Genomic DNA, 19,849 nt, shown 5'->3' on the forward strand with positions numbered 1-19,849 from the left:
CCCATCTGGTTAGGATCGGCTCCATACGCGCTCAAAGTCCTAGCTCTCGCTCTAACGCCTTTGGATTTGCAGCGAGCCGCTTCCTGAGGTCTTCCGCAACATCTCCGACGAATACCTCTTCGGCTCCAGACCTCAAGGCCCGCACTACGGAGTCGGCGACGAATTTAGGCGCTACTTTTGGCGGCGGAAGCGTCTGGTACCATTCCGTGTCAAGTGGACCGGTGAAGACATTCATGACTCTTATGCCTCCGGGTTGCAGTTCTGAACGCAGACAGTGAGATAACGACAGAACCGCCGCCTGCGACGCAGAGTAGGCTCCGTAGGCTGGCCAATTTGCCAGTGAATAGACCGAGAAGATGTTGACCCAAGCGGCCGCGCTGTTCGCACCATCAGCGCCCCGAATCCGCATTACGGGGCCAAAGGCCTGAGCCAGGTGTACGAAGCCAATATAGCTTTGCTCGATTTCGTCGCGAAAATGGCTTAACCCATTTCGAGTCAGAAGCCCACCTGGCCTTATGTGCTCAGCGGTATTGACGACGATGTCGGTCCTTCCTGCTATATCCGCGGCGAGATTGAACACGGATTTTTCGTCGGCAACGTCGAGCGGAACTAATTGAATACCAGAAACCCCAACCAAGCGGTCCTCGCCTCGAAACGGCTTCCAAGGTTGGGCGACGCCGACAAAAACGTTGCTGGCGCCAGCCTCGACAAGTGCTAGTGCAATCTCTTGTCCTATTTCACTGCGTCCGTTCGTTACGAGTACTCTTCGAAATCGTGGGTCCGCGGTCAACTCGCGCCATTGAGCATCGTCTGTCGAGTTAGGCGTCATGCTGGTCGGAGCAGCAAAAGCGACTGCTTGGCCAGCTTTGTCAAGTTGAAGAGACATACGAACTTTCTCACCTTCGTGACAGTCACCGTGCACGTGCGCCACCATGATTGGTCCGCAATCGAGATGGACTAGTCCTATGCGCCACGGCGCACGTTCCCGGAAGTAGACGTCGGCAGGCACGCGCACCAATGTGTCCGACACCAATACTCCCTCGTTCGGAGCATCCGTGAGCGGAAGCACGGTTGACAAGCAAACTGGGCAGCAATCTCGTGGTGGGTATGCGAAAGTGTTGCATTCCGAGCAGCATTGCAGGGCGAAGCGGGACTCCGCCGCCGCCTTGGTCAAAGCGTGAGCCGCCCGGCTGCGCCGGTTCGGGGGCAAGGTTGCAGTTCGTGTGCGCTTAAGAACCCCCTTGCGCGGAGGTCTTTGGAGGGGAGGAGTCATGCCGATGGTCCTGCAAATATTGCAGCCCCGGAAGAGAGACCGCGATCGTAATTTATCATCCCGAAGCCAGACGCGAGCGCGCTTCGTGCGTTCGGAACTTGAGTGGGGCCGGCAGACCCCAACACCTGGCGAAGCGCCTCAGTCACACCGAGGTATCCGCCTGCCGCTCCGGCTTGCCCGACGGACAATTGACCACCCGAAGTATTATGCGGGAAGCTGCCGTTGATCGTTAGATCGTGCTTCCTCACAAATTCGGCGGCCTCTCCCTTCTTGCAAAAGCCGAGGTCTTCGAGCTGCATCATTGTCACAAACGGGTAATCGTCGTATGTCTGAACAACATCGAGCTCGTCTGGGCCAATGCCCGCCATGGCGTAAAGTTCGTCGATGTCGATCACCCAACCCCCACGCAATTGAAGCGGATCCTGCGCAAAGGCATTGTGCCGTTCGATCGTTGCAAGCAGCTTCGCCCCCGAAATCCCGCGATATACTGCAAAATCCCTGTCCATTACCAGGAATGCCTCGGCACCGGCGCAAGGCATGACGCAGTCGAAGAGATGGATCGGATCCGAAATGGGACGCGCCGCCAAATATTCGTCGACTGTGAGGCGACGCTTCAATAACGCATTCGGGTTGCGCAACGCGTTATCGCGTTGAGATACGGCAATCTTAGCCAGGTCCTCACGCGACACGCCATACGTCCGCATATAGTTGCGAGCAATGAGAGCAAAGCTTGCATTAGCGCCGCCCGCGCCGTACGGGTAAACTGCATCCTGATTAGCTCGTGAGAATGATTCCAACGTCTTTCGAAATGTATCGACATGGTTTGTGTCACCTGCGATGCACGCGACCACACGGGCGTCGCCCATCTGGACGGCCCGTGCGGCTCGTCGAAGCGCAGCAATCCCGCTGACACCGCCCAGTGGAATTGTGTCCAGCCAGCGCGCGCAAACACCGAAATGCTGCGTCAAACCAACTGCGGTATCAGGAAAAAGCGTAAAGCTCGATATTGAGAGGCCGTCGAGATCGGCTATTTGTAGGCCACTTTCACTAAGGAGGGCCTTTAGTGCTCTTCCGATCCACCATTGCGCGCTCTCTTGTGAGTAACGCGCGTATCGAATGGTTACTGGAATCGCGACTACAACGCCATCGTAAGGCAATCGCCGAACTGTCTTCATGGAGAGCGTCTTCAGACAACAGTAAGAACGACGTCAATATTCCCCCGAGTGGCGTTGGAATACGGACACCGTTCGTGGGCTCCCGAGACGATCTCGTTTGCAAGCGCTTGATCGACGCCGGGAAGGTGGACCTTCAATTCGATCGCCAAGGCGTAGCCCACCGCGATCGGCCCAATTCCAACATTTGCCGTAACGCTCACATCATCCGAGATCGGAATTTTCCTGTTCCTCGCAACGAGCTTCACCGCGCCCAGAAAACACGCGGCGTAGCCCGCGGCAAACAGCTGCTCTGGATTTGTGCCGGGGCCGCCGGCACCACCCAATTCCTTCGGGAGTGCAAGCCTCAAGACGAAATCGCCCGCTTCATTCGTTACCTCACCTTGGCGCCCCCCTTTAGCCGTCACTTGCGTTTCGAAAAGAATCCTTTCGGGCTTCATGCGTCAATCTCCGCGTTGTTCGAGCGCGCACCGGCCGAACGGGGCACATTTGGTTGCTAAAGAGAAAAACTGCCGACGCTTGCTCCACCGCAAACAAACAAGGTTTGACCCGTGACAAATGCGGAGCGGGAAGACGCGAAAAATAGCACGGCGTTGGCCACATCTTCGGGACGTCCGAGCCGCCCCACCGGAATGGAGTTTGCGAGTCGCGCTTCCTGCTCGCTTCCTTCTGGTGTCAGAGCACGGAACATATCGGTGGCCCCGATCGGACCAGGAGCGACCACATTTACGGTAATGCCGTGCTTTGCAAGCTCGAGCGCCCAGGTACGGCCTAGCCCGATCATGCCTGCTTTGGTTGCCGAGTACGAACTTCTCGTCGGAACGCCGAGCAGTGCACGCGACGAAATAAGAACCACGCGCCCGTTTTGCTGAAGTTTCATGGTCGGTAGGAAGGCTTGCAGAAGCACAAGCGGAGCCGCGAGATGGAGGTCCGACAAGAATTTGAGATCGTCATACTTTGTCGCCTCCACGAGGGCAGGTCTTATCGCGCCGGCGTTGTGAACGAAGATTGTTACCTTGAACTCCTCTGCGAGTACGGAGGCGACATTCTGCGTAGCTTCCGTGTCAGAAAGATCCACAGCTACGTGGCGCGCATGCTCATGTTTCCAAGTCAATGGCTTTGCATCGAGCACGATTACCTTATGCCCAGTATCGAGCAAAGCACGACAGATGGCAGCACCGATTCCGGCGCTTCCGCCAGTTACCACCGCCGCTGCAGAATCGCCGGAAAGCATCGGAATCGTCCTCACATAAAAAGCTGAATGCTTCCAAACGCTGCGTCGGAATTTACCAGGTCGACCCGCTTCAGCTTGATTTTCAGGGTGCCGTCGGTGGAAACCAGCGTGTGAGTAGCCCACGCCGCAAAGAGGGTCTGCTCGTCTTGCCTCGTCTCGACGTAGTGCATTGGCGTCCAGGTCGTATAGGTCGATGTGGCGTCATCGCGATCGAGAACGAGTGGGGTCTGCAGGAGATGATGGCACCGGCTCTTTGGCTTCTGGCTGAAGGTTCGACTACCCTTGAGCCGCTCGACGCGAATCTTCAGTAGCATCCTATCTTCGTACATCAGAGAAGCCCCGAGGCGAGGGTCGGTCTGTTGCCATTCGAGTGGCATCCAATAGAACGCATCCTCTGTAAAAAGATCGAGCCACTCATTGAAATGCATTTGATCGATCAGCCGCGCCTCGTTGAGGATGAAGTTGGTCAGATCGTGGTTGCTCGGATGCATGGTCATCACTTCGCTACATCGACAGGGTGATGTATTTCGCCCAGGCACGAAATTGATTTCGCATCTGAAGCTCGGTGGTACCGTTAGTCGCGATGGTTTGTTCAGGATCCTCATCGGGCGAATAGAGGCGCTGAAGATTGACCCACTGGTTTGCGTTAGAGCGAAGACCGAGTTGGGCCCTCTCGTACATTTCGAGGTCGTCGTGGCCAACGATTGATGTGGGAGCGTTGATCAGCCGATTGTAAGAGAGCGTGCGCTCGAGAAGTAGATCCGGCGCCCCTACGAGCCTGAAGGTCCAGGACTCGACGAGCGTCTTGTTGGCCGCTAAAGGCTTGAAGATCCGAAGAAGCTGTATGGGACCTTTGACCATCAGGTTGGGAAAATAGATGGTGTTGTGTCGATTCTCTCCCAGGATCCCCTTGGCTCGGTCTTCACCATAGGCGGCCACCATCCGCTCGAAGTATTCTGGAACGGCCGAATAGTTCGAGTGGATCGACTTGCTAACGCCGGTATGACCATGGCCGTTTGGCCAGACCCTTATTCCCATTTCTTCGGAGAATTCGTACGGGCCGATGAATGGAGCCAGCAACTCGATTGCCATGGGCATTGGGGTGCCTGGTGGAGCGCTCTTCCAAACCTCGACTGCGGTTCCGGCGGATGATTCGTGCGCGACCATTGGATGGCATGTGTCGGTCTGGTTCTCGACCAGCATCTTCCAGTTGCACGGATGGGTGTATCGGAAAACGCCACCAGCGACTTCGAGACGCCCTTCCGGCGAACGATCGATCATATTGTCAATCGAAGACAGGCTGTCGCCGAAGTACTCCTCGAAGCCCTGTCCAAGATTGCTCAGCTTTGCAAAAATGAAGCCTCGATAGTTTCGCACATGAGTAACGGGGCTCATCCCTTGACCAGCGTGGCTTTCGGCAAGTCCCGTATTCTCATAACCCTTCTTGAGGGGAATCGCGAGAAGCGAACCATCCGTTTTGAAGCTCCACGCGTGATAGGGGCAGCGAAAGAATTTACCAGCATTGCCGCAGGTCTCCGACGTGATACGGACGCCTTTGTGCGGACATCGGTTGTAAAGAACCTTGACGGATCCGTCCGTATGCCGAACCATCAGAACAGGTTGTGTCCCTATCTCCGTGCCGAAATAATCTCCGGAGTTGGGGATCTGGCTGTCATGCCCGACGTACACCCACGTGTTGCTGAACAAATGCAGCATCTCGAGGCGAAAGACCTCTTCATCGACATAAACGTCTCGATGGACTTCCCGATCGCGGACCAGGTTTTGAATCGCGTTCGCGTCAAACGGAATGTGGCTCATCTGCATTCTCCCACTTGCGCAGTTCCCTAGAGGTCAAGAACCAGGCGTGGCGACTTTGATCGCGACACGCAGATTTGAATGAGCTTTCCTGATGATTTCTCTTCGTCCGAGAGCACATAATCTCGATGATCGGGGATGCCCTCTATGACCGCCGCCTGGCAAATGCCGCAGTCCCCGCGCCGGCAGTCGAACAGTGTGTCCAACCCCGCTTCGATCAATACGTCAAGAATTGTTTTGTCCTTGGGCACTTGGAACGAACGGCCCGAAGCTTTGAGAACGACCTCGAAAGAGTCGTCGGCATCCGTCGGTTGTGCCGCAGAGAATATCTCGAAGTGAAGACGGTCCTTGGACCACCCTAGTTCGCGAGCGAGAGCTACTGCCGAGTCGATCATAGGCCGCGGGCCGCAAAGATAGAGGGGTTCTGCATTGACCAGGGCGCGCATCACGTCGGCTAAAGGAAATTGACCGTCACGATCGTCGCCGTGGAGGATCAGTTTCTCTCCAGACAAACTCCGGAGCTCCGGCAAAAACGCCAGATCTTCGATTGACCGGCCAGCATAGTGCAGCCGGAACGGTCGCTTCGCGGCGATCAGTTCAGAGGCCATCGACGCGAGTGGGGTGATCCCGATGCCCCCAGCGATCAGGTGGACGGGACGGTCCGTGCACTCGAGCGGGAAATTGTTCCGAGGCGCGCAAATCGAAAGCGTGTTTCCTACCTCCAAACCATGCATAAAACGAGAGCCTCCCAACCCGCTCTCTTCAAGCCGCACGCCGACAAGATAAGAGCGCGGGTTGGTCGTGGCGGAGGCATCGGCAATCAGATTGACGAGCGAATACGACCGCTGCTGTCCGTCGGGCAACTGAACGTTGACGTGTGCGCCGGAACGCCACCCAGGAAGCACTTCGCCGTCGGGCGCCGCGAGCGTGAGCGCACGCACAAGCTGCGTTTCGCGTTTCACATGCGTTACGGTCAATTCGAGACGTTCCGGATTCGCCAAGTCGCCCACCGATCCAGTTTCAGCGCCGAAACGCGACCCTTTGGCCGCTGAACAGGGCATCTTGGAAGCGGCGGACAAGTAGAAGACCTTGTCCGATCATTGATGAGCCACGCTGCGCGGTTGCGGTTGACATATTCCATATAACGCTTCACAAGAAATATCAACAGGCATGGCTTAGCTTTCGCGCGTCTTCATTGCCAGATGAGGTCGGCTTCGGTGGTCGTGCAGATGACCTGGGGAGGTTAGGAAATGCAGCGAAAATTGACGCTTGCGGTCAGTGTCTTGACGCTTTCGTTCGCAACTGCGGCCCGTGCCGACATAACCATTGGCTTTGTGACCTCGCTGAGCGGGCCGGGGTCTTCGATCGGCTTGGGCTATGCAAAAGGAATTGCTGCGGCTTATGAATACAAGGCGCAGATGGCCGGCGAGAAAGTCCGCCTCATCCAGCTCGATGACGGTTCAGACCCATCTGCTGCGACACGCAATGCAAGGAAGCTTGTTGAAGAGGAAAAGGTCGACGTTCTGATCGGCACCGCGACGGTGCCTTCGACGGTGGCGATGATCGCTGTAGCGTCGGAGCTTAAGGTCCCGATGATATGCGTGTCCCCGATCCCACCGAAGCCGGCTTCGGCTGAGAGTCAATGGGCTGTAACCGTCCCTCAATCGGCTGACCTGTTGGTGAAGATTGTTGCCGATCGGATGAAAAGAGATGGGGTCAAGAAGCTGGGCTATATTGGATTCTCCGACGGTTGGGGAGATCTTGTCTATGCCGGGGCAAAGGCCGCGGAGGCCCGAGGTGACATGCAGGTGGTCACTAACGAGCGATATGCCCGTACTGATACGTCTGTCACGGGTCAGATTCTGAGGCTTATGGCCGCAAAGCCGGACGCTGTGTTGATCGGTGGCTCGGCCACTCAAGGGGCACTTCCCTTGCTGAGCCTAAGCGAGCGCGGTTTCAAGGGAGGGCTCTACGGGACGGGCGCATTAGTCAACCCCGAGTTTGTTCGCGTAGGTGGTAAGGCCGCCGAGGCCATAAAACTTTCGGTGGGGCCGGTGGTTGTTGCCGAGCAACTCCCAGATGATCACTTTTCGAAAATGCTGTCGATGGAGTTCCGTGCCGCGTATGAACGCGCAAATAAGGCGCCCGTTACCGATCAGTTCTCTGGTCTTTCGTTCGACGCGTGGCGCATTCTCGACAACGCAGTCGAGCGTGCCATCAAAACCGCCAAGCCGGGCGATCTCGCATTTCGAGCCGCGCTGCGGGATGCGATCCTTAGCACGCACGAACTGACTGGCGTGCACGCCGTATACAACTTCAAGCCAGGAGAGAATTACGGGGTCGACGAGCGATCGTTAGTGATCGTTCAGCTGACAAGTGGTGCCTGGAAGTACGTCCCATAATTCTCCAACGACGCAACAGGCGAGTTCCTACATCCTATGACCAGCGATATTGTCGCAATTCTCGCGATTGACGGTGTTGCTACGGGCGCAATCTACGTTCTGGTCGCTATCGGCACGGTACTGATATTCAGTGTCACTCGGGTAATCTACATACCTTTCGGCGACATTGCCGCGTTCACAGTATTGACACTAGCGGCAATCGAGACCGGGCAAGTTCCTGGAACAATAGGTTTAGTGGTCGCACTGGCCTGTCTAGCAACGCTGGTCGAGGTCGCTGGTCTGCTTCGCGGAGCGCGATATCGGGAAATCCCGCGAGCATTGATGATGTACCTCGTGCTTCCGCTCCTGATTGTCGGGGCGACGTGGCTTGCGCTCACTTTGAATTTGCCGATGCCACTTGAGATACTAACCGCGTTGGCTCTCATGGTTCCGGTAGCGCCTCTGCTCGATCGGATCGTCTTTCGTCCGATCGCGGACGCCAGCGTGCTGCTGTTGCTTATTGTGTCCATGGCCCTTCACTTTGCCCTCGTAGGTCTTGGCCTTCTGTTTTTCGGTCCAGAGGGTGTTCGAACGCAGCCTCTCACCGCCATGTCCTTGGTCATGGGGCCAATCCAGCTGTCGGGCCAGTCGTTGATCATTGTGTTTGCAGCTCTGACGTTGAGTGCGGCTCTGTTTATGTTCTTTGATTATACGATGTTGGGAAAATCACTGCGCGCCACTGCGATGAATAGAACTGGCGCGCGCCTAATGGGGATAGAGCCGGCCCGAGCCGGCACGATTGCCTACATCGTTGGATCGGTACTGGCCGGTGTGTCCGGAATTCTTATCGCTCCAGTCAATACAATCTTCTACGACTCTGGATTTCTGCTCGGCCTGAAGGCGTTCGTAGGGGCGATTATTGGCGGACTAGCGAGCTATCCTGCCACCGCTCTCGGGGCAGTCTTGGTCGGTGTCCTCGAAAGCTTTGCTTCTTTTCAGAGCAGCGCTCTCAAGGATGTTATCGTGTTCTCTCTCCTTATCCCAATCCTGCTTTGGCGCTCAATCAACTACTCGCATTCAGAAGAGGGAGCTGAAGAATGAACGGCGCGCTATCCAAGCTGCTGATAGCCGCGGTCGTTTTGTTGCTCGGAGGATTGCCGGCGATCTTGCCCCCTTTCAGCATCACCCTCCTGAATTATGTCGGCATCTATTCCTTGGTTGCGATCGGCCTCGCGCTCCTGACTGGAATCTGCGGCATCGTTTCGTTCGGTCAGGCCGCCTTCGTTGGCGTGGCCGCGTATGCCACCGCGTGGCTCTCTGTTGTCCAGGGCCAGTCTCCTTGGGTTGGTCTTTTGCTTGGTGTTACCCTAACGTGTGGAGTCGCCGCCATCCTCGGACTGATCACCCTTCGTCTCCAAGGGCACTTTCTTTCACTCAGTACTGTAGCTTGGGGCCTCGCAATTGGCTTCCTCTTCGGCAATATCGATGGTCTTGGCAATTTCAACGGACTGGCAAACGTCCCGCCGATCGCGGTCGGAAGCTATCAACTCGTACAGAGTTGGCAGATGTTCTACCTTATCTGGGGCATCGTACTCATCGTTCTGCTTCTGTTAAGCAATCTCCTTGATTCGCGCGTTGGTCGCTCGTTCAGGGCCTTGCGCGGCGGAACTGTTCTCGTCGAGAGCCTTGGCATCAACGTCTTTAATGCGAGGTTGGTTGCCTTTGTGCTGGCTGCGTTGCTCGCGGCATTTTCTGGTTGGCTTTATGCGCATCTAAGCCGTTTCGTTAGTCCTACACCGTTCGAAGCAGGGGCCGGCATTGAGTACCTCATGATGGCAATGGTTGGCGGCGCTGGAACCTTGCTCGGAGGCGTCGCCGGCAGCACTATCGTGACGTACCTAAAGAATACCATTCAGGATTTTCTGCCACTCGTGATCAAGAACGGATCAGGGCAGCTCGAACTCGTCGTATTCTCCGCGCTGTTCATCGTATTTTTACAGCGCGCGCGCCAGGGGCTTGTGCCGTTTCTGGCTCGCCTGATGCCAATGCGGCCCAAAGCTATTCCCAAAGGCAATGGATCCTTGCCACGTCGCCAGCAACTTAAGCCAGGCACACAATTGCTCAAGGTCGGGAAGCTGGTCCGTAGGTTCGGTGGCCTGATCGCAGTCAATGGCGTGACATTTGAAGTCAATTCTGGAGAGATTCTGGCCCTCATTGGTCCAAATGGGGCAGGAAAAAGCACTCTGTTCAATCTGATTACGGGCGCCCTGAGATACGATTCGGGGGATGTGATCTTTTGCGGTCGGTCTCTCGCTGGTCAATCGCAGGCCCGCATTGCACGAGAAGGCATCGCACGCACCTTTCAGCATGTCAAATTGCGGCCGACCATGACGCTTCTCGACAACGTCTTGCTCGGGACATATCCGCGCACTAACGCCGGGATTTTCAGTGGCGCGTTTAGACTGGACCGTCAGGAAGAGGCGCGGGCAACGGCCGATGCCCTTCATCAACTGGAGCGTGTCGGTCTTGGTCGGGACGTTCTGGAGCTAGCTGGAAATCTGGCCCTCGGAAATCAGCGGATTCTGGAGATTGCGCGTGCCTTGGCGGCGGATCCGCTGCTCCTCGTGCTGGACGAGCCTGCTGCGGGGCTTCGGCGGAACGAGAAGCAACGACTTGGAGAACTGCTTAGAGCGTTGCGAGCAGAAGGGGTCACCATCTTTCTGGTCGAGCACGACATGGAATTCGTGATGGGCCTCGCCGATCGCGTAGTCGTCATGGACTTCGGCTCCAAGCTCTGCGAGGGGCGACCTGCCGAGATTGTCGATGATCCGCGCGTCCAGGAAGCGTATCTTGGGGTTGCCGTCTAATGGCGATACTTTCGATCGATAAAGTGAGCGTTAGCTACGGCAAGGTCGAGGTTGTCCGCAACGTGTCGCTGCATGTCGAGCCTGGCAGGATCGTGACGCTGCTGGGGCCCAACGGCGCAGGAAAGACCACACTCCTTCTCGCGACTATCGGTCTGTTGGGATCGCACGGCCGCGTTTACTTTGAGGGGGCCGACATATCCAACCTCACGGTCGAGGAGCGGGTCGCACGTGGTCTTTGCCTCGTTCCGGAAAAGCGCGAGCTGTTCTCCGAAATGTCAGTTCAAGACAACTTACTTCTTGGCGCGTATCTGAGGCGGGATCGTCGTAATCGCAAGGCTGATCTGGATGATGTTTACGACCGATTTCCAAGATTAAAAGAACGCCTAAGTCAGTTCGCTGGCACGTTGTCGGGCGGCGAACGTCAGATGCTTGCGCTTGGGCGAGCGCTGATGGCGAAGCCAAAGGTTCTCCTCTTAGACGAACCAAGCCTTGGACTCGCGCCACTGATTGTCGCGGAGATCTTCCGCACCATTGCGGCACTGCGCGGGCTCGGAGTTTCCGTATTGGTGATCGAGCAGAACGCCAGGGCGGCGCTTAATACAGCGGATTTTGGATACGTGCTTGAGACAGGCGAGATCGTCCAATCGGGGTCATCCGAGGCCTTGATTCACGATCCAAAGCTTATCGCAGCCTATCTCGGCGGCACCCGCGCCGCTGGATCCTTACCGGTAAGTTGATTGTCCTGGCTTTAAACGATCCTCACGAGAGAAAAGGGTTCGTGTCGAGCCTCGCCCTCGTAAGGCGGGAAGGTCTCGAAATCAGATCGTAACTCGGTGCGAACCTCCGATAACATCGCCTCCTTCATTGCATCCGCTGAATCGAAGATGGTCCTATTTCTTTGTAGCGAGCGTACGAATGGAATAGGCAGGCCTGATACCGCAATCGCCGGTGTAAATACTTCTAACTGTTTGATACCGACAAGTTTGGTCAGAAGGACGCGGTGCCGGCCGAGGTAGCCGGTGTGCCAGGACAATTCGTCCCGAGCCTGACCTGAGTAAGTGACTAGGTATGCAATCTCCTGGTCCTCCGATTGCGCTCGTTTGGCGACCGGATAGTTCCTGCCAAGCATGATTTCCTGCGTAGGCTTGAGATCGCTAAGGCTCGGGAAAAGCATTGGCTCGCACAGCGCGGCTAGCGGTCCCGATCTTGTCAGGGCAGTTTCGAGAGAAAGTGCGTCGCGAAAATCGATTTGCATCACGAGACAGGACGACTTGCTGGTGTCCTGGTAATGGGGATCCACAGCGGGAGCAGGCCGCATGAGCGTCGCACTCTCGATTGGCTTGCAGATCCGGACGAGAGACGTGATCGCTCGGACGTCAGAGTCGGACACGCCCGTCCTTGACCCACCAACGTCTCTCCATTCGCAAAACCACGTAATCATCGTTCATCTCATTCTGCTTTTGGCGCAGCAATGCCGATCCCAGGCGGAAAAGCCGTTTCATTCAAGTATCATCTGATATATCAAGTGACAGCGAAAGGCGCAAGACGACTGAGTCGTTCGCCATGGTAGCGGAGCCGATCTCATGAACGACCAAAAGCCTATCCGGATTTACTGGCAGAGCTTCGTTGATCGATCGATGAATGATGCCTATCTCGTGCGTCTGTCACAGTATCTCGCAAACGTTTCGGCGCCAGGCGTTCAGGTCGAGGTGCACGGAATGTCGCCGCCCGACAGCGACATTTCAAGGTTGAGCGAATTTCGTTGCTCGATTCTGGCGGTGGACAACGGGATTTGGGCCGAAGAGGCTGGCTTTGACGCGGTGGTCATTGGCCATTTTCAAGATCCGGGCCTCTACGAACTAAGGTCTTCTGTTCGGATACCCGTCGTCGGTGCTGGCGAGGCGAGTATCCTCGCCGGTCTGCAGCTTGGACGTCGGCTAGGTCTTGTTACTCTCGATCCCGACTTCGAAGTCTGGCACCTCGAGCAGGCTGAGCGGTACGGAGTTCAAGGTCGCGTGGTCAAGGTTGCTGGTCTGGGTTGTCGTCCGGAAGACTTTTCGGCCGCCTTTGCTGGCGATGCGGGGGCTAGGCAGCGCATGATCGAGCAGTTTCGCAAGTGTGCGGATCCGCTGCTTGCCGCTGGCGCAGACGTTATAATTCCAGCGGGTGTCTTGCCAGGTTTGCTGATTGCTGGAGAGCGGGAGTGCCGAATTGATCGCGCGCCGGTCCTTAACTGCGCGTCGGTCGCCCTAAAGACAGCCGAGCTGTGGGCGCAACTACACCGGATAGATGGAATTGAACCGGGTCGTGGCCCTAGCTTTCGGCTTCCCAGCGATGGCGCTCGTAGTCAATTCAAAGAACTGATCCAGGGAGGAAGAGTGCCAAGGTCGAACGCCTAGGGTCATCGCGTCAAATACCCTTTTGCAGGGAAAACGGTGGGCCGAAGCCAAGGCTACATCTCGATTTGAGGAGCTACCGATGAAGACACGTGCCGCCGTTGCTTTCGAAGCCAAGAAGCCGCTCGAGATCGTCGAGGTCGATCTGGAAGGCCCGAAGGCCGGCGAAGTCCTGGTCGAGATCAAGGCGACGGGCATCTGCCATACCGACGCCTATACGCTCGACGGCTTCGACAGCGAGGGAATCTTCCCGTCGATCCTCGGACATGAGGGGGCCGGCGTCATCCGCGAGATTGGCCCGGGCGTGACCTCGGTGAAGCCGGGCGACCACGTCATCCCGCTCTACACGCCGGAATGCCGGCAGTGCAAAAGCTGCCTCAGCCAGAAAACCAATCTCTGCACTGCGATCCGCGCAACGCAGGGCAAGGGCGTGATGCCCGACGGCACCAGCCGCTTCTCCTACAAGGGCAAGCCGATCTACCACTACATGGGCTGCTCGACCTTCTCGAACTTCACCGTGCTGCCCGAGATCGCGGTCGCCAAGATCCGCGAGGACGCCCCGTTCGACAAGAGCTGCTACATCGGCTGCGGCGTCACCACCGGCGTCGGCGCGGTCGTCAACACCGCGAAGGTCACGCCGGGCTCCAACGTGGTCGTGTTCGGCCTCGGCGGCATCGGCCTCAACGTCATCCAGGGCGCCAAGATGGCCGGCGCCGACAAGATCATCGGCGTCGACATCAATGATTCCAAGGAGGAATGGGGTCGCAGGTTCGGCATGACCGACTTCGTCAACCCGAAGAAGATCACCGGCGACATCGTTCAGCACCTCGTCGGCCTCACCGACGGCGGCGCCGACTACACCTTCGACTGCACCGGCAACACCACGGTGATGCGCCAGGCATTGGAAGCCTGCCATCGCGGCTGGGGCACCTCGATCATCATTGGCGTTGCCGAATCCGGCAAGGAGATCGCCACCCGCCCGTTCCAGCTCGTCACCGGGCGCAACTGGCGCGGTACGGCCTTCGGCGGCGCCCGCGGCCGCACCGACGTGCCGAAGATCGTCGACTGGTACATGAACGGAAAGATCCAGATCGATCCGATGATCACCCACGTGCTCAAGCTCGAGGAGATCAACAAGGGCTTTGACCTCATGCACGAGGGCAAATCCATCCGTTCAGTCGTCGTGTTCTAGCTCGAAACCGTCACCCCAAGGAGGATCGACCCATGACTGTTGCACTCCACCCCTCGATCGACAACGGCCTCAAACAGGGCAGCGGCAGCTTTGCCGGCGGCACGCTCGTCTGCAAATGCAGCGATCATCCGGTCAAGGTCGGCATCAAGGGCGACGTAGCCCATAATCATGCCTGTGGCTGCACAAAATGCTGGAAGCCGCAGGGCGCGAACTTCTCGGTCGTTGCCGTGGTCCCGCGCCAGAACGTCACGGTGCTCGAGAACGGCGACAAGCTCCAGATCGTCGATCCCTCCGCGGTGATCCAGCGCTACGCCTGCAAGGCCTGCGGCACCCACATGTACGGTCGCATCGAGAACAAGGGCCACCCGTTCTACGGCCTCGACTTCGTCCATCCCGAGCTGTTCCAGGAGCAGGGCTCGCAGGCGCCGCAATTCGCCGCCTTCGTCTCCTCCGTGATCGAATCCGGCGTGAAGCCGGAGCAGATGGTGGGCATTCGTTCGCGGCTGAAGGAGATCGGGCTCGAGCCCTATGACTGTCTGTCGCCGCCTCTGATGGACGCGATCGCGACCCATGTGGTGAAGGCGAGGGGGGGGGCTGAATGGGGCGATCAGGCCGAACAAATTGTCCTCGCACCAAGTGACGCAAGCTCGAGCGTAAAGCGGCTCCGGCGCTTTAATTCAGGATGATCGCCCCCGATCCAAGAAGCAGGGTGCCCAGGTGCGTGGATATCCTCATCCAGCAGGAAACCACCCTGGGCACAGGATGCGCGACCCTCCCAAGGAGGCCCAACTGGGAAAGTTGGAAAGGGCGATTCCTGTTCAATTTCCACTCTGAGGTGTTCCTGAGATATTTTACGTGGTATGGATCGAGACTGAAATCTGAAGGTTCACGTGTGGTGCCACATGGCACAATTGCAGGTCAAAAAGAAGGTCAGACGATCGCAATGGCGAAGCAGAGCAAGGTAGAGACGCGTAAAACGAAGGCGGCCGCCCCAAAACCACCCAGCAAGAAGGCAGAGCAGTCTCCTTCACTGGTGACGCAAGCATATGAGGAGATCAAGGAGCGCATTTTGATGCTCCATTTCCTTCCGGGCCAGTATCTAAACGAGGCGGCGATTTGTTCCAATCTTAATCTGGGTCGCACGCCGGTCCATTTGGCATTGCAGCGGTTGCAAGTGGAGGGATTGGTGGAAATCCTTCCCCGAAAGGGCATTGTCGTCCAGCCCGATAGCTTTGCTCAAATCATAAAGATCCTCGATTCGAGATTGACGGTCGAGCCGGAACTAGCACGAGGAGCGGCGCGCCGAGCAAAACAGGGAGTGGATGCGTCAATTCTCGATCGGCTCAAGAGCCTCGCAACCGCAACGGATCCAAAACAAAATCCGCCAGACATCGCCGCCTTTACCGTAAATGACCGTCGCTTCCACCAAGAGGTAGCGTCGCTAGCGGGCAATATCGAGATGAGCGAATTTGCTCGACGGCTGCATGAGCGTTCTACTCGTTTTTGGTATTTGAACTTGTGGCAAACCATCGACGTGAAAACGTCCAATCGGCAGCATGCGGCGATCGCGCAAGCAATTATTGCTGGAGACGAGGATGCTGCGGCCCAACATATGCGCGAGCATATTCAGGCCGTGCGCGATAGGCTCGAAAAAATTCAACACAACTCACCCAATGCTCTTCGGCGCCCCTCGGATCATTTCGGCCCGTTAGGTACGCCAGTGCAGTGACATCACTTGATATTTTACGTGAAATACTGTACGGCTGCTCCATGGTTCGATCTGCCCATCGGGATGTCGTAGATCCTATCGGCCCATGACGTCGGAACAGGGGCGCGCTGTTGTCGAAAGAGCTTCCGCTAAAGAGATTCGGCTTTAGTCCGATCAATCAACGACCTCGCCTTGAACTGCCCAATAGAGCACGTGTGGCAGTATATTTGATCGTCAACATAGAGGCGTGGGCGTTTGATCAACCGGTTCCCCGCCAGTACTTCGGGGCCCCGGGGGGCGCGGCCGTTGTGCCGGACGTACCTAACTGGTCGTGGCACGAATATGGAATGCGCATTGGCTTTTGGCGGTTGAGGGATAGCATCTCCGCGCGCGGGCTAAAGGCATCCGCCGCCATAAACGGCAAGGTTTTAGAATCAGAATACGAGCCGGTTGCCCGCGCGGTGCAGGAGGCGGGTTGGAATTTCATGGGCCATGGATATCACCAGCGGCCAGTGCACCTTCTGCCCGATCAATCGGCAGACATTAAACGTACTTTCGACGTTATCCGCGCTTATTCTGGCAAGCCACCTCTCGGGTGGCTTGGGCCTGGCTTGCACGAGACGCCGGAAACTTTGGATCATCTGGCTGCAGCAGGCTTCAAGTTTGTTGTCGACTGGCCGTTGGACGACCATCCTGTGCGAATGCGCACGAAGAGCGGCGACATTTTCTCGATCCCATACTCCGTCGAGATGGGCGATTTGCCCTTGATGGTTGCACACCAACATGAATCATCCGCCTGGCTTACGCGCGTGACTGATCAGTTTGATCGCCTCTATCATGAGGGTGAGACGCAGCCTCGCGTTATGTCCATGAGTATTCATCCGTACATCATCGGCGCGCCACATCGATTGAGATATTTTGAGCAGGCTTTGGACTACATTCTGAAGGCGGATAACGTTTGGTTCGCGACCCCGGAAGAGATATTCCAATGGAGCGCAGCGCAGGCATCGCTTCCTACGGACTGATATATCACTTGACATTTTAAACTTTCGAGGCGTACTCCTCGAGCATATGGAGGAACGCAGCAGTCCTCCTTCAGCTTTGGGAGGTCGCCCGTGGTCGAGGCGCAGGCGCTCGTTGCAAATTTCCACGCTGGCGAACGAACAACGGCGGCCATACTTGAAAAGCAGGCCGCTCGGTTCGGAGACCGAGATCTTTTCGTCTGTGGAGGCGCATCATGGACCTATCGCGACTGTAGGGATATGGCCGGAGCATACGCTTTTCGCCTCCACGAAGCGGGTATTGCTCCTGGCGATCGCGTCGCAATGTTTTGCAGCAACAAGCCGGAATTTATGGCTGTGTTCTTGGGCTGCGCCTGGATGGGGGCCATCAGCGTCCCAATGAATACCGCGGCACGAGGCCTTCAACTCCAGCACATGCTCAGCACTTCCGGAGCCCGGCTGATCTTCATCGAGGCCGAGTTCCTACCCGTGCTCGATGGGCTCGATCTCAGCGTTCTGCCACTCAATGAAGCTTGGGTGCTGGGAGACACTTCGGTGAGCGTGCTGAAGTCTCTTTCGATCAAGATAAGCCCTTTCCCTGGGCCAGGCGGCCCTGCAAAGCCGGCTGTCATCAAGCCCTCAGAACCTCTGACGATCCTCTTCACGTCGGGAACCACAGGTCCGTCCAAAGGTGTTGTTTGCCCACACGCACAGTTCTTTTGGTGGGGCGTGTATACCGGCAAGGCCCTCGGCCTCGTCGAGCGCGATGTTCTGCACACTACCCTGCCGCTCTTTCACACCAACGCCCTGAACTGCTTCTTCCAAGCGCTGTTGCACGGCGCAACGCAGGTTGTGGAAGTGCGGTTCTCGGTTTCGAATTTCTACGAAGCCCTAGAGCGCTCGGGTGCGACGGTCACGTACGTGTTGGGGGCGATGGTGCCTATGCTGCTTTCGAGGCCCGAAGGCAAGAACGAAAGACAGCACTCGGTACGCTGCGCACTTGCGCCAGGCGTGCCCGAGCAGGCAAGCGTGGAATTCGAAAGGCGCACCGGCATTGCCCTATTGGACGGCTTTGGCTCAACCGAAAGCAACGCGGTAATCTGTTCGACGATGGATTGCCGGAAACCGGGATATGCCGGTAAAGTAATGGATGGTTTCGAGGCGGTTATTGTTGATGAAGATGACAATCCGGTCGATGACGGTCAGCCAGGCGAGCTCCTTCTGAGAGCGAAAGAGCCATTTGCGATGGCTTCGGGCTACTACGGGATGTCCGACAAAACAGTCGAGGCTTGGCGAAATCTTTGGTTGCACACCGGCGACAGGCTCGTGCGAACGACCGACGGCTATTTCCGTTTCATCGATAGGCTGAAGGACACCATTCGTCGCCGCGGAGAGAACGTCTCGTCCTATGAGGTCGAGCAAGTTCTGCTGTCCCACCCATCAATTGGACTTGCTGCGGTGTTCCCCGTCTCCTCTGACTTGGCCGAAGACGAGGTGATGGCTGCGATCGTACTGAAGGATTCCGCGGCAATCCAGGAGGAAGATGTGGTGCGGTTTTGCCAAGGAAAACTTTCGTACTTTGCCATCCCCCGTTTCATTGAATTCGTCTCGGATCTTCCGCGGACCGAAAACGGCAAGGTTCAGAAATTCAAATTGCGGGAGCGAGGTAAAACTGAGGCCACGTGGGACCGCGAGGTGGCAGGCCCGAAATTGCAACGATAGATCGGCCTGCTGCGCGGGCCTGTGCAATCTGCTTGACCGGTCCCGTCCTACTCCACCTTGATCTTTGCGGCTTCGATAACCTCCTTCCAGATCGCAGTATCGGCATCAATTTTATCTGCCAGATCGGCTGCGCCCTTTCCAAGAGGTTCAACTCCCGCTGCTACCAGTTGAGCCTTGGTCTCGGGGTCGGCCAGGGCCGATCTAAATGCATCCTCCAATTTCAGGCGTATCTCGTCCGTGGTACTGTGGGCGACCATTATCGCAAACCACGCGCTCGTGTCGAAGTTCGCTATTCCAGCTTCAGTCAAAGTCGGAACGTCAGGGAGAAGCGGACTGCGCCTCCCTGTGGTTACCGCCAACGCCCGGAGTTTACCGGCTTCGATTTGGGCCAATACCGACGGCAAATTGTCGAACATCACCTGGACCTGCCCGCCGATCAGGTCTGTAACGGCCGGCGCGCTGCCTTTGTAAGGCACATGTAGCAGGCTGATCCCCGTTCGCATTCCGAACATCTCTCCGTTGAGATGACCGTTCGATCCTATGCCTTGGGAAGCATAACTAACTTTGCCAGAGTTCTCTTTCGCGAGGGCGATCAATTGCTTCACCGTCGCCGCCGGCACCGATGGGTTTACAACAAGGACATTGGGGACCTGTCCCGTCCTTGTGACAGGCGCAAGGTCGCGCCTAACGTCATAACTCAAGTTCTGGAAAACAGACGGATTGGAGGTCAGTGCGCTCGACGCAACGGCGAGCAACGTGTGGCCGTCCGCTGGCGCCCGAACCACCGCCTGCACACCGATTGCGCCGTTGGCCCCGGGTCGATTTTCAACAACCACCGGCTGCGACCACATCTGCCGGAGTTTCTGAGCTAAGGCTCGTGCAATGATATCGCTCGTCCCGCCTGCCTGATAAGGCGAGATGATCGTGACCGGATGATTAGGAAACGGGTCCGCGGAAGCCATTGCGCAGGTCGCCGCAAGAAAAGCAGTCGCGAATAAGGCGCGATACATCGTGAATCCTCACTTCGAAAAGCACTACAACATCATTCTCACAGTCATTTCGACCTCTATGCAGATTCTGTCGGCCCG

The 19,849-nt window shown here is 56.9% G+C and carries 18 protein-coding genes and 1 pseudogene; 10 read left to right on the plus strand and 9 right to left on the minus strand.

Features of this window, described 5'->3' with window-relative positions; translation table 11 throughout:
• Window positions 1-31: 31 nt before the first annotated feature.
• The 7 genes from ACWAT4_RS12025 to ACWAT4_RS12055 are packed head-to-tail and all read right to left on the minus strand — an operon-like array spanning window position 32 to window position 6,573.
• A complete protein-coding gene (locus ACWAT4_RS12025) occupies window positions 32-1,273 on the minus strand; it encodes an SDR family NAD(P)-dependent oxidoreductase (RefSeq protein WP_449730602.1) in 1,242 nt (413 codons plus the stop codon).
• A complete protein-coding gene (locus tag ACWAT4_RS12030; protein WP_449730603.1) occupies window positions 1,270-2,448 on the minus strand; it encodes a thiolase family protein in 1,179 nt (392 codons plus the stop codon). The genes ACWAT4_RS12025 and ACWAT4_RS12030 overlap by 4 nt, the downstream gene beginning before the upstream one ends.
• 11 nt (window positions 2,449-2,459) lie before the next feature.
• Window positions 2,460-2,885 carry an organic hydroperoxide resistance protein gene (locus ACWAT4_RS12035; RefSeq protein WP_449730604.1) on the minus strand — a complete coding sequence of 142 codons (426 nt, stop codon included), beginning with the start codon at window positions 2,883-2,885 and terminating at the stop codon, window positions 2,460-2,462.
• Window positions 2,886-2,941: 56 nt separating this feature from the next.
• Window positions 2,942-3,679, minus strand: a complete 738-nt coding sequence (locus ACWAT4_RS12040; RefSeq protein WP_449730605.1) for an SDR family NAD(P)-dependent oxidoreductase — start codon at window positions 3,677-3,679, stop codon at window positions 2,942-2,944.
• 11 nt (window positions 3,680-3,690) lie between these two features.
• Complete coding sequence (locus tag ACWAT4_RS12045; protein WP_338311015.1) at window positions 3,691-4,176, minus strand: aromatic-ring-hydroxylating dioxygenase subunit beta; 486 nt, start codon at window positions 4,174-4,176, stop codon at window positions 3,691-3,693.
• A 7-nt stretch (window positions 4,177-4,183) separates the two neighbouring features.
• Window positions 4,184-5,497 (minus strand): aromatic ring-hydroxylating dioxygenase subunit alpha, encoded by a 1,314-nt coding sequence (locus ACWAT4_RS12050; protein ID WP_449730606.1) that lies wholly within the window; start codon window positions 5,495-5,497, stop codon window positions 4,184-4,186.
• Window positions 5,498-5,523: 26 nt separating this feature from the next.
• On the minus strand, window positions 5,524-6,573 hold the full coding sequence (locus ACWAT4_RS12055) for a PDR/VanB family oxidoreductase (protein WP_449730607.1): 1,050 nt from the start codon (window positions 6,571-6,573) through the stop codon (window positions 5,524-5,526).
• 171 nt (window positions 6,574-6,744) lie between these two features.
• Between ACWAT4_RS12055 and ACWAT4_RS12060 the strand changes: the two genes are divergently transcribed.
• From ACWAT4_RS12060 to ACWAT4_RS12075, 4 genes are read left to right on the plus strand one after another with little or no spacing between them, the layout of a single operon-like run.
• Window positions 6,745-7,896, plus strand: a complete 1,152-nt coding sequence (locus ACWAT4_RS12060) for an ABC transporter substrate-binding protein (protein WP_449730608.1) — start codon at window positions 6,745-6,747, stop codon at window positions 7,894-7,896.
• Window positions 7,897-7,932: 36 nt separating this feature from the next.
• Complete coding sequence (locus ACWAT4_RS12065; RefSeq protein WP_449730609.1) at window positions 7,933-8,976, plus strand: branched-chain amino acid ABC transporter permease; 1,044 nt, start codon at window positions 7,933-7,935, stop codon at window positions 8,974-8,976.
• Window positions 8,973-10,742 carry a branched-chain amino acid ABC transporter ATP-binding protein/permease gene (locus ACWAT4_RS12070; protein WP_449730610.1) on the plus strand — a complete coding sequence of 590 codons (1,770 nt, stop codon included), beginning with the start codon at window positions 8,973-8,975 and terminating at the stop codon, window positions 10,740-10,742. Before ACWAT4_RS12065 ends, ACWAT4_RS12070 begins: the two co-directional genes overlap by 4 nt.
• Window positions 10,742-11,479 carry an ABC transporter ATP-binding protein gene (locus ACWAT4_RS12075; protein WP_449730611.1) on the plus strand — a complete coding sequence of 246 codons (738 nt, stop codon included), beginning with the start codon at window positions 10,742-10,744 and terminating at the stop codon, window positions 11,477-11,479. The genes ACWAT4_RS12070 and ACWAT4_RS12075 overlap by 1 nt, the downstream gene beginning before the upstream one ends.
• Window positions 11,480-11,490: 11 nt before the next feature.
• Here the strand turns inward: ACWAT4_RS12075 and ACWAT4_RS12080 are convergent, their stop codons facing one another.
• On the minus strand, window positions 11,491-12,060 hold the full coding sequence (locus tag ACWAT4_RS12080) for a hypothetical protein (RefSeq protein ID WP_449730612.1): 570 nt from the start codon (window positions 12,058-12,060) through the stop codon (window positions 11,491-11,493).
• Between the two features lie 265 nt (window positions 12,061-12,325).
• Between ACWAT4_RS12080 and ACWAT4_RS12085 the strand changes: the two genes are divergently transcribed.
• From ACWAT4_RS12085 to ACWAT4_RS12110, 6 genes and pseudogenes are all read left to right on the plus strand, one after another.
• On the plus strand, window positions 12,326-13,141 hold the full coding sequence (locus tag ACWAT4_RS12085; protein WP_449730613.1) for an aspartate/glutamate racemase family protein: 816 nt from the start codon (window positions 12,326-12,328) through the stop codon (window positions 13,139-13,141).
• 79 nt (window positions 13,142-13,220) lie between these two features.
• On the plus strand, window positions 13,221-14,330 hold the full coding sequence (locus ACWAT4_RS12090; RefSeq protein ID WP_449730614.1) for an S-(hydroxymethyl)glutathione dehydrogenase/class III alcohol dehydrogenase: 1,110 nt from the start codon (window positions 13,221-13,223) through the stop codon (window positions 14,328-14,330).
• A 32-nt stretch (window positions 14,331-14,362) separates the two neighbouring features.
• Window positions 14,363-14,917, plus strand: a pseudogene (gene gfa / locus ACWAT4_RS12095) (S-(hydroxymethyl)glutathione synthase); the annotation flags it as partial.
• A gap of 134 nt (window positions 14,918-15,051) precedes the next feature.
• Window positions 15,052-16,059 carry a GntR family transcriptional regulator gene (locus ACWAT4_RS12100; protein WP_449730615.1) on the plus strand — a complete coding sequence of 336 codons (1,008 nt, stop codon included), beginning with the start codon at window positions 15,052-15,054 and terminating at the stop codon, window positions 16,057-16,059.
• A 110-nt stretch (window positions 16,060-16,169) separates the two neighbouring features.
• Window positions 16,170-17,063, plus strand: a complete 894-nt coding sequence (locus tag ACWAT4_RS12105) for a polysaccharide deacetylase family protein (RefSeq protein ID WP_449730616.1) — start codon at window positions 16,170-16,172, stop codon at window positions 17,061-17,063.
• 90 nt (window positions 17,064-17,153) lie between these two features.
• A complete protein-coding gene (locus tag ACWAT4_RS12110; RefSeq protein ID WP_449730617.1) occupies window positions 17,154-18,761 on the plus strand; it encodes an ATP-dependent acyl-CoA ligase in 1,608 nt (535 codons plus the stop codon).
• A 47-nt stretch (window positions 18,762-18,808) separates the two neighbouring features.
• Here ACWAT4_RS12110 and ACWAT4_RS12115 read toward each other — a convergent pair whose 3' ends face one another.
• Window positions 18,809-19,771 (minus strand): Bug family tripartite tricarboxylate transporter substrate binding protein, encoded by a 963-nt coding sequence (locus ACWAT4_RS12115; RefSeq protein WP_449730618.1) that lies wholly within the window; start codon window positions 19,769-19,771, stop codon window positions 18,809-18,811.
• Window positions 19,772-19,849 lie beyond the last annotated feature (78 nt).

This window comes from Bradyrhizobium sp. T-1, assembly GCF_053592855.1.